10 protein-coding genes are annotated in these 11,137 nt (G+C 36.4%); 5 read left to right on the top strand and 5 right to left on the bottom strand.

What is annotated here, in order from left to right; genetic code table 11:
• Nucleotides 1-182: hypothetical protein (locus N3F66_12450; protein ID MCX8124955.1), on the top strand; the 182-nt coding region annotated here is incomplete at its 5' end.
• 82 nt (nucleotides 183-264) lie between these two features.
• Nucleotides 265-1,560 carry a glutamate-5-semialdehyde dehydrogenase gene (locus N3F66_12455; GenBank protein MCX8124956.1) on the top strand — a complete coding sequence of 432 codons (1,296 nt, stop codon included), beginning with the start codon at nucleotides 265-267 and terminating at the stop codon, nucleotides 1,558-1,560.
• 7 nt (nucleotides 1,561-1,567) lie between these two features.
• Here the strand turns inward: N3F66_12455 and N3F66_12460 are convergent, their stop codons facing one another.
• Complete coding sequence (locus tag N3F66_12460) at nucleotides 1,568-2,458, bottom strand: methyl-accepting chemotaxis protein (protein MCX8124957.1); 891 nt, start codon at nucleotides 2,456-2,458, stop codon at nucleotides 1,568-1,570.
• A 752-nt stretch (nucleotides 2,459-3,210) separates the two neighbouring features.
• On the bottom strand, nucleotides 3,211-5,151 hold the full coding sequence (locus tag N3F66_12465; protein MCX8124958.1) for an MBL fold metallo-hydrolase: 1,941 nt from the start codon (nucleotides 5,149-5,151) through the stop codon (nucleotides 3,211-3,213).
• A gap of 325 nt (nucleotides 5,152-5,476) precedes the next feature.
• Here N3F66_12465 and N3F66_12470 point away from each other — a divergent pair, with 325 nt between their 5' ends.
• Nucleotides 5,477-6,160 (top strand): hypothetical protein, encoded by a 684-nt coding sequence (locus N3F66_12470; GenBank protein ID MCX8124959.1) that lies wholly within the window; start codon nucleotides 5,477-5,479, stop codon nucleotides 6,158-6,160.
• A gap of 12 nt (nucleotides 6,161-6,172) precedes the next feature.
• Here the strand turns inward: N3F66_12470 and N3F66_12475 are convergent, their stop codons facing one another.
• The 3 genes from N3F66_12475 to N3F66_12485 all read right to left on the bottom strand — a co-directional run bounded on the left by N3F66_12475 (nucleotide 6,173) and on the right by N3F66_12485 (nucleotide 8,658).
• Nucleotides 6,173-6,991 carry an SDR family NAD(P)-dependent oxidoreductase gene (locus N3F66_12475; GenBank protein MCX8124960.1) on the bottom strand — a complete coding sequence of 273 codons (819 nt, stop codon included), beginning with the start codon at nucleotides 6,989-6,991 and terminating at the stop codon, nucleotides 6,173-6,175.
• Nucleotides 6,992-7,165: 174 nt separating this feature from the next.
• The gene (locus tag N3F66_12480) at nucleotides 7,166-7,645 is read right to left on the bottom strand and encodes a hypothetical protein (protein MCX8124961.1); all 480 of its coding nucleotides are present in this window, start codon (nucleotides 7,643-7,645) and stop codon (nucleotides 7,166-7,168) included.
• A gap of 110 nt (nucleotides 7,646-7,755) precedes the next feature.
• On the bottom strand, nucleotides 7,756-8,658 hold the full coding sequence (locus tag N3F66_12485) for an alpha/beta hydrolase (GenBank protein MCX8124962.1): 903 nt from the start codon (nucleotides 8,656-8,658) through the stop codon (nucleotides 7,756-7,758).
• A 448-nt stretch (nucleotides 8,659-9,106) separates the two neighbouring features.
• Between N3F66_12485 and N3F66_12490 the strand changes: the two genes are divergently transcribed.
• The gene (locus N3F66_12490; GenBank protein ID MCX8124963.1) at nucleotides 9,107-10,594 is read left to right on the top strand and encodes a sodium/solute symporter; all 1,488 of its coding nucleotides are present in this window, start codon (nucleotides 9,107-9,109) and stop codon (nucleotides 10,592-10,594) included.
• 241 nt (nucleotides 10,595-10,835) lie between these two features.
• A complete protein-coding gene (locus N3F66_12495) occupies nucleotides 10,836-11,039 on the top strand; it encodes a hypothetical protein (GenBank protein ID MCX8124964.1) in 204 nt (67 codons plus the stop codon).
• Nucleotides 11,040-11,137 lie beyond the last annotated feature (98 nt).

Below are 11,137 nucleotides of genomic sequence, written 5' to 3' on the forward strand. Positions count from 1 at the left end.
AAGCAGGTAAAGTAAAAAGCCCGTTTGAGAGTTATTTTGGTGGCTCTAAGGCATATTTTGACAGTAACTATCGCCCACATTTAAAAATTACACTACACCAGTATTTCCTGCAATTGGGTGATACTTTAGAAGAATGCTGTCAAAGACTTTGTGCATACTGTAGGGGTGAACTTTTGCTCTGACCCCTATAAAAAAGCTATTGACACAATTTATACATTCTACAACGAATAATGTTATATCCTAAAAATTTAATGAGGACATAGTATGGGTGTATTACAAGCAGCTATAGCTGCAAAAGATGCTTCTATCTATCTTGCAGCTGTACCAACAAATATTAAAAATAATGCATTACAGACAATAGCACATGAATTAAAAAATAACACTGAAGCAATTATAAGGGCTAATGCTGTAGATATACAGCGAAGTACTGAGGAAAACCTGCCTTCACCATTGTTAAAACGTCTAAGATTTGATGAGACTAAAATTAATGAGGTCATTGCCGGTATAGAAAGCCTTATAAATCTTCCCGACCCTGTTGGCAATACCTTGCTTTCCACAGAGCTTGATGTTGCTCTGACACTCTACAAAGTAAGTTGCCCAATTGGTGTCATTGGTGTAATATTTGAATCCCGCCCTGACGCGCTGGTGCAAATTTCAACACTTTGCTTAAAAAGCGGCAATGCAGTGCTCTTAAAAGGTGGCAGTGAAGCAAAAGAAACCAATAAAATCCTTGCCAGTATAATTTATAATGCAGGTGTCAGAGCTGGCATACCACAAAACTGGCTTTCACTGCTTGAAACACGTGAAGATGTAACTGCGATGCTTAAAATGGACGATTACATTGATCTCATTATCCCTCGCGGTTCTAATGCATTCGTAAAATATATAATGGATAACTCACGCATACCGGTGCTGGGACATGCAGATGGTATCTGTCATTGCTACGTTGACAAAGATGCGGATATCGATATGGCTGTAAAAGTAGTAACAGATGCTAAGGTGCAGTATGTTGCAGTGTGTAATGCTACTGAGACATTGCTGGTACACAGAGCTATCGCCAATAAATTTTTGCCGTTGATTGAAATTGAACTTAAAAAATATAATGTTGAGTTAGTGGGGTGTCCCGAAACTCAGAAGATAATCAACGTAAACCCTGCAACCGAGGATGACTGGAAAACTGAATATCTTGATTACAAACTTTCAATTAAAGTTGTTGATGATGTTGACGATGCAATATCCCACATAAACAAATACGGCTCAAAGCACACAGATAGTATCATTACCGGCAACAGGGATACGGCAAAGAAATTCCTGGATTTGGTAGACTCAGGGAATGTGTTCTGGAACTGCTCAACACGCTTCAGTGATGGCTTTAGATACGGATTTGGTGCTGAAGTTGGTATAAGCACATCTAAAATCCATGCACGAGGACCAGTTGGCCTTGATGGACTTGTAATCTATAAGTATAAATTGATTGGTAATGGCCATATTGTTGACGATTTTGCCAAGGGGAAACGAAAATTCACACACAAAAAGTTAAATACCCAGTGCCCATTGTAACAACACATCACACTTCTTCTTTAACTTTTACAAGAAGATCTCTACCCATGTGCGATAGCTCCTGCGATGTGTTACTGATATCCTCTGCCACTGCCATATTATTCTGAATCAGAGTATTGATACTTGCAATAGAATTGGATATTTCGGCAATAATTTCATTATGTCGATTGGTATCTTCGGCAATTTGTTGTGACAATGTTTGTGAACTGGCAACTTGATTCTGAATTGCTTCTTTAATCTTTTCCTGATTGTCAATGTGTGTAAAGATATCCTGCATACCATTGCGTACAGTATTTAACGTGGTAACAATTTCCTGAAATAAATTAATAATTGTTGCAACACCATTATTGGTAGTTTCTACACTGTGAATATTGGATTGTATATTAACATTAATTTCTTTCAGGCTCATAACCGATTGCTCAGATAGCTTGTTGACCTCATCAGCAACCACTGCAAATCCTCTTCCTGCCTCACCTGCGCGTGCAGCTTCAATTGATGCGTTTAATGCAAGCAATTGAATTTTATCAAATATATCCTGCAAAATGTTCATGATTGATGTAAGCCTGCCAGAGCTTTCAAGCAATGTTTGTGCATTATGGTTAACCACCTGTATAGCCTGTTCACCTTTTTGAGTAATAGATAATATTGAGGTAAATGCATTTGATATTTCAACCGAACGGTTTTTCAATACATCAATCTCATGAGCCAGTGAATCAATTGTGTCAAAAAGAGTTTTCAATCCAGTATGTTGCCTTCCAACATTTTGGTTTACATTCCCAAATCCATTGGATACTTCCTGTGTAGAAGCTGTAATCTCTTCAACTGCAGAAGCTTGGTCCTGTATATTTTGTAAAAAGTCTTTCAATTTGCTTGAAATGAGCTCTGACACTGAAATCATCTTATTTGATATATTTTCAATTATGCCGTGCAGGTTTTTCATTACATCTATCTGCTGTACTGTTTTGTTTTTTTCCTCATCAAGGGATGCTATGACCTTATTAAATGATGTTATCGTCATCATAACAATAAGGTACGAAAGTGTAAGGGCTGCGGAACTGTCAATTAATCCTATTTTCAAAGCTTCTGCAATTTTTCCTTCTACTTGATCTGCATGTATTAAATAAAACCCAAACAATGCTATCATATATGCACCATATATAATAGAGGCAATCAATTTCGTAGAAAAAGCAGAAGCAAATAACATTGTTGCAAACATAAAATAGACCATTGTCACAAAACCAACGTGAGCAGCTTTAGTAAATAATCCCACTAAAACTACCAGAGAACATAGGATTACTAGAATATTTGATGCTAATTGCAATTTACCCTTTTTAATGTAATACATCGTAATTATTGACACTATCGTAGCAGGTACTGCGGATTGCAAAAACCCTACTCCACGCTCAACACTTATAAATATAAATGACAGTAAAACTCCAATATTAAGTAATATAATGACTGTTAATGCAAATACAAAAACCAGGAATGCTTTCCTGCGTGTCAAAAAATCACTTTTTTCATATTTTGAAAAAAAGAACTGTGAAAACCCTGACATATCCTCACCTCAAATATTATTGTAGTTATTTTTTTCTTCTTTAAGCAATAACAGTAAATAAAAACTTAGTCAATTATTATTTTACCCAGATAACATTACTCAGATGTGACAACTGCAAACCGCTCAGACTTATCAAACATGCTAAAAAACTTTATCAATGACATTTTACTTCCACTCAACTTTACATCATTATCAAAAAGTATTTTATTTTTGGCGATAGCTCCAGTAATAAGCTTAATAAATGTAGTATAGGGAATGTGTATATCAGCATCATGTTTTTCTATCACACCCTCTGAATAATATAACACTGAATTTCGTACAAAAAGTGAATATAATTTTTTCTTGTCGCTAAAATAGATAGCAATAGTAATATTGCTGTTTTGTGCTTTATGGGGATTGAGATTAACTGCCATGCTGTCAAAGAGTTTCTCTGGAGGAAGATGTCTTAGCATGTCACACCCCTTATGCATTAAAGATGTTTTCTTTTGTATGCCTTCTGTAAGCTCCTGTGCCCCCTTGAGATATACATTGCGCCATACACCCGATTCAGCGTGATATGCAAGCTGTGTATATGTTTTTGCAAGCAATCGGCGTGCATTGGTATTACCTGGTTGAGCCATGACTACGTGATTTAAAACTTCAGCTACCCACAGGTAATCTCCTTTATTATATGATGCTTGAGCTTTTTCTAATATTGCTCTGACACCACCCATAAAGTGCACATATCGCTTGGCTCTTTCAATATCCGGCAACTGATTGAGATATGCAGGATTTCCATTATACCACCCTAAATACATCTGGTAGACAGCCTTCACGTTTTGTTGCAGCACCCCATAAAACTGACGGTTGGGTATAAATTGCGATAGAGACTGTGGAAGTTGTAATTCATGTGCAATCTTTTCAGGAGTATATCCTTTATTGGCAAGCCTGATTGTCTGGTCATGAATAAATTTATACATGTCAGCCTGCTTTATTAGGAATTCCCTAATCCGCTTATTGCCATACATAGGCCAATGATGCGTAAAAAAACACACCTCCACATCAGGAAAAAGCTGCACTGATTCATTTATGTATTTACTCCATTTATACGCATCACGCACCTTTGTTCCACGCACTGTATACAGATTATGCATGGTGCGGCTTGCAATCTCAGCAGGGCAAAAAGCTTTTATTGAAGGAATATACACTGTCATCTCTGCAGGGGCTTCTGTATCAGGAGCATACTGAAAGATACACTCAACACCATCAATTACTATCCTAGTAGGAGTTGTATCAACAGTAACTGTCGGCTCCACTATACTGTATGACCCTTGTGGCACTGTTTTGCCAATACCACTATCTATCTGCCCTTGTGGTGAAACCGGCAAATCCTGTCCAAATTGGTATTCAGCTCTTCGCGCCATTGCATTGGCAAGGAGTATATTTTCACTAAACGCTTCTTCCATAAAGCCATTTGGTGCTATCACTTGTATGTGATTACTTTTTAATTCTTTTTCAGTAATCACCCCTAACACGCCGCCGAAGTGGTCTATATGGCTATGCGTAAAAATAATAGCTTTAATTGGTTTTTGTTTATGTATATGTGTTTTGAAAAAATCAAAGGCAGCTTTGGCTGTCTCCTTTGTGGTTAAAGTATCCACAACAATCCATCCCGTCTTCCCTTCAATAATTGTCATATTTGCAATGTCAAAACCACGAAGCTGATATACACCGTGAACAACCTCATATAATCCTGGCTTAGCGTTGAGCTTGGCCATCTCCCACAGAAGGGGGTGTGCAGTTTGCGGCGTTTTATGTTGTAAAAACGAATATGCTGTCATATCCCATACTACATTGCCATTGTTATCTTTTATTAAAAGATTTTTTGCCTCTGCAATCAATCCATGCGATGCTTCTGTTTTATCTATCTCATCAAACTGCAATGAAATACTCTGATTTGCCTTTTTTGTATAATCTGAAACCTCATCTATTTGAACATGTTGATTACACGATATTACAAATACAAACATAAGAATACAAAGTAATCTATGTCTCATTGTAGTACCCCCTAATTTGAGATTTACATAAAATCTCATCAAGGATTTAAAATAGTTTCTATATAAATTACGACTACCGACGTTTATTACGATTCACACTATTATAGATGCAACACCACATGTTCTCATTAATATTCATTGAACTTGAAAAAACCTTGTATTAAATTACCCCAAAGCAAATAACTCTTTTAATCTCCTACAACATATTCTTTTTATTGTCAACAAATTAGCTATAAAATGATTGGTTGTTCAATCAAATATTTATTGACAACAAAACCAATACCTTGCTATACTGCATTGATATTTTAAACAACAGGGGGCCTATATGAGCACACTATGTAGTATTATTTTAATTGTTACTGGAATCATTGCACTATTTCTCCTTTTAAACGTGATTAATATTATACAGGCAGGGAGCAAAAAACCTCACAATCGCAGTATGGAAGATATCATTGGTAAAAATCCCGCTCACGCCACGTATGATGATATTGAAAAACTTTCACGTAAAGAAAAAATGCAGGTTTTCATTGCTGCTTCAACACCTAAATTTACTGAACTCAACGGTGAGTACAAAGCCCTGTTGCTGAGTGGTGGTATATTAGGAAAATCTTCGGAATTATTTACACATCACGTATTCCCTACAGGGGGCATTACTCTACATACTAAATGGGTTGGGAAGGCATTTAAGCCTTTAAGCGATAGCTCCGGTATAGGGTACAACATTTTTGAAGAAAAAACCAAAACCGGCACAAAAATCCTACGACTCCGTAAAATAGAAACTTCAATTGGCCTATCAAAAATTGCTAAAGATGGCAAAGATTCATTTCACATAGATTACAGTAAATATAATAAAGGCACTGTTCACTCCATGCGCGATGAAATCCGTAAAATCAACGATAATTTATACATAGGAATGGGATACATGGGATTAGGTGGTGGATCGGCCAACCCGGCTCCTTTTGTGCTTGTAGGCAAGCCTTCTTCGTGGGTTGGCCCGGATGATGAATGATTATTTCTTATCCTAAATTTTGTACTTACGTTCCTGGGTTTGTTCATTTGCTGTCCACATACCTACCATTTTATTGAGTATATCCATTGCGTGGACCGGTAGCAGTAATTTAGTAAGTGGTGTTAAAAAGTTAACCTGGAAATTGGGGACTGCTACTACCGCTTTGTTTTTCTTTATAGCCTTTACTACCCGCGTTGTCACATCTTCAGTTTTAAGTATTTTTGTCCCAGCAACTTCTTTGAACCCTGCAAACATCCCTGTTGCAACCGTGTAAGGGCACACCATTGTTACTCCTACATTGTATTTATATTTTTTCATTTCCTGGCGTAGCGCATCAGAAAATCCTACTACAGCAAACTTTGTTGCACAGTAAATTGAGATATCAGGTAATGCCAACATCCCTCCCGCTGACGCAAAGTTAACAACATGTGCCCATGGTTTGGTTATCATATCTGGCATAAACGCCTTACACATCCAGAATATTGACATCAGGTTCACGTTTACCATCCATTCAATCGCTTTATCATCAAGATGTAAAAAGTCTCCAACTTTTACAACACCAGCATTATTAACTAGTATCGTGACATCACCCATTTCCTTTTTCACTTTTTTTTGTAGTTTATACACGGCATCACGATTAGAAACATCACATATATATGCCCTGCAATCCCCTTTTGCCTGAAACTCCTTTACAACTTTTGTTAATTCTTTTTCATTAATATCCACCATAGCTACTCTACAGCCTTCATTTAACAGCAATTCAGACAGGCTTCTGCCCATGCCCATAGCTGCACCGGTAACCAGTGCCAGCTGACCTTTTAATGATTTCATATAATGCCTCCTCAATAATTTTACACGATGGTTCATTATATAATAACTAGCGCCAAAAAAATCAACTATTTTTTGGACGTCCAACCAAATTTTATTTGATTTATATTTTAGAGCTGAAACAAATCCATTAAATTATGTATGACTTTAAAAGTCTTTTGATACAAAATGAACTATTTAGTATTTCAAATGCCCTAATTTTTTTGCTTTTCGAATTATTTCTGGATGCGGTCCCCAATAAAATTGGCAACATATTACATTTTCTTCACGATAAAAGCAAAAGGTATACCCATTGTGCCGATAGTTATCGGTATAATCATTGTCTCGCATTTTATCTAAAACTTTCAAAAATTCATCCAATACATTTTCCAAACAAAAAGCTATTATCTTAGCCAAAGACATCTTCCATACCTTTTTAACGTCCATAAAAAATTCATACTCATCTTCATATAAGACCACATGCAATCGTTTCCAGCTTGTTCCTTTCGGACGATATGAAAGCTGTTGGAAAGATTTAGCTTCAACCCTTTCCCATTGAGCTGCAAAGCTAATAAGAGAAGAGATAAATGTTCTCAATGACATATTATATCGTTGGGCATGCAATCGAAGTAATTCCAAATGCTCAAGCGAAATACATGTTGTTGTCTCAATATTCACAGTATCCTCCCAAAGTATGTATTTTATATTTATGGTATGTTTATTTTGATTATGTACAAATTATGCAAGACATTTATTATGTATTTGCAGCATTATAGAAACAAAAAATATCATTTAGCTGATAAATATTTATTATAAAAATCCACAACTTTTTTTTCAGCCTCTTGTGGATTTGATTGCCATGCACGCGCATGTTTATTGCAATGTGCTGTCCACATACTTTTTGGTTCTTTTGCCTTTGCATAAATACGCTGTCCATGATGATATGCAATGTAATCATCATTGTCACAATGTATTATAAATACAGGACGGGGTGAAATTGCAGCTATATAATCTTCAGGATTTATTGTATTGGCATCTGCTCTCAGTCGCATGCTATATACCCACATCACTGCATTGATTATTGGGAAGCGAGGTAATCCAAAATCACGTTGTGCTATTTCAGCAAGCAAATCACCTAAATTAGCAAAAGCTGCTTCAAACACTCCTGCTGTAATACGGTTATCCTTTGCCATTGCCTGGATTGCAGTTGATGCGCCCATGGAAACGCCAAACACTCCAATATTTGTAAAACCCTTTGATTGCAAAAAATTAACTGCAGCAATCACATCATCCTTTTCATAATATCCCATTCCTGTTTTAGCTTTATCGCTTTTACCGTGGTTGCGAAGATCAAATAATAATAGATTAAAACCAGCGCTGTGTAATGCTTTAACCCACCGTAACCCCTCGCGCCTATCTGCAGTAATACCATGTACCATAATAATTGCTTTTTTTAAATTCCCTGGAATAAACCATCCTCGTAATGTCAAATCTTCATTATTTTTAAATTCAATATCCTGATATGCTATACCTATCTCTTCTATACCTTTGCAGTATACAAAATGGTCAACCTGGCAAGTGTAAGGTTTTGGTGCAATAAGCTGATTTGAAAAATGCCACGCAACACCAAAAATTATTGCACACAAAATTGCAATGATAATAACTAAAACTGTTACTATTTTCTTTACCATATACATTTCCTCCAAAAAGTTTTATTGTATCATTCCCTACGAGCTACCCAACTTTGTTTTATACACTTCTTATTTTAAATACTTTATTACTTAAATCTCATATAATTCCACAACACATACCTGACTTTTACTTTGGACTCACCCAATTAACTTGCTTCATGGTCATCAATTATTACGTAATAAATTATACTTTAAAAGGTGTTTAGTTACCATCAAACAATCTCAATAAGTAAAGCTAATAGCTTCTTTTAATTTAACTACTTCTTTATGGAGCTAATAATCTTAGCAACATTATAGAATCGAAAACGATATAATACAAGTATTTTTTTAAGCAACCCTTTACTGATTGGTTACTATCGCCACATAAAAAAATGGTTGATTTGAATACATTTATATCCTATAGTCGATATCGATAATATAGGTTATGATTATTATCAGGAGAACCACCATGTGGGAATTTACACCAACCAATGTTCACTGGATCGATATAGTGTTAATAATATGCTATCTGGCAGGAATGACCATTTTTGGATTTTACTATAAAACACATATCAAAACTGCTAAAGATTATTTTTTAGCCAACAGGTCACTCCCATGGTGGGTGATAGGACTGTCTATTATTGGTACTAACATTGGCTCCAACGACTACATTGGTGCATCAGGCAACGCATACAGTATTGGAATAGCTCAGGCAAACTTTGAATGGATAGGTGCAATTCCTGCAATGATATTATCGGCACTCATTTTTATTCCGTTTTTCTGGCGCGCTGGAGTGTACTCCATACCTGAGTATTTGGGCTTACGGTACAACAATGCAGTACGCTTTATTGCAGCTTGTGTGATGAGCATTTTTGCTGTTGTCATTGTTGGTGTATTTTTATGGGCAACTGCCATTATGCTCCAAACATATTTAGGTTGGCCGGTATGGTTTTCTATACTTGTGACAGCAACTGTTGTTGGCTTTTATACCATATCTGGTGGGCTTGGGGCAGTTGCTATCACCGATACTGTGCAAGCATTCATTATGTTCACCACCGCAATTATTGTTGCATTTATTGGGATTGAAAAAATTGGCGGATTTGACACGTTTATCGCAACACTTAAAACTAATTATCCTGATCATCTCAATGCATTTTTACCTGCAACCCACCCTACGTTCCCCTGGCCAGGCGTTATACTTGGTCTTGGCATTGTGCTTTCACCTGCTTACTGGTGCGCAAACCAGGCAATACTACAACGCACATTTGCAGCACGCACCGAGTGGGATGGGAAAGCATCCATGATTTTTGCTGCTTGCCTTAAAACGTTTGTACCATTGTTAATAGTTATGCCGGGACTACTTGCTCTGACCCTTGCAGGAAAAAGCATCACTCATCAGGACCAGGCACTCCCGTGGGTAATAAAAAACATATTGCCTGCCGGCATCTCGGGCCTTATGTTTGTTGCGTTCATTGCGGCACTGCAATCATCTATTGACTCTACTATGAATTCTACTTCGGTTATGATTGTACGTGACATTATAGGTGTTGCAAAGAAGAATGGCTTGAGTGATAAGGTTCAACTTAAGTTAGGCAAACTGTTTACATTTCTTATTCTCATTGTTGGAATTGCCTTTGCACCAATCACGGCGTACTTTCAGGGAATTTATGTGTATGTGCAGTATGCCCTATCGCTTTTTCAGGGGCCAATTTTTGCACTAATGATTTTTGGAATCCTTGACAAACGCATTACACCTGCCGCTGGCCTTTTTAGTTTATTATCAGGTTTAACAGTTGCAGCATTATTAGGCTGGGCCAGCTTAAATATGCTGTATATAGCATTTTTTTCATTTTTATATTCGGCGATAGCTCTCTACATTGTTTCACCGTTTACAAAAAAGAAATCAAATGATGAATTAAAAAACGTTGTGTACAGCAACGTTGTTGAGATCGAATAAGATAAAAGAGTGTACTTGTTAAGATTGATGGCATTATTAAATGTAACGAAAAGAGTAATAAGTCTATCTGATTATATCATTATCTTTCTGAGCACTAAATATGTCATTCTTAGCACTATTATGTCATTCTGAGCACTAATTATGTCATTCTGAGCGAAGCGAAGAATCTTAAGTTTACTTATTGTTGCATTAGTGCCATAACAAAGAATGCGATGCCAAATTCTAAATTTGGAGTAAAAATATGATAGAATTTCTTGAGTCACTTCCACTATGGTATGCAAAAATAGCAGCTATGATTATCTTTGGCTCTATGCTAGCGGTTGCATGGCTTCTTCCATTTGATTTCATCATGAAAGGTGCACCTGATACAAAACGCTGGAGAGATCTACGAATTTGGGCAACATTGCTCACTGTGATACAGTTTGTGATTTATTATATTTTCTAAATATTCTAATGTTTGTTTTGTTAGGCACCTGCTGAATAAAAGCGAACAACAGTTTTTTACCTTAAAATTTAGCTATAAATACATTAAATATAATTTTA

The organism is Spirochaetota bacterium (genome assembly GCA_026414805.1).
Lineage (GTDB): Bacteria > Spirochaetota > UBA4802 > UBA4802 > UB4802 > UBA4802.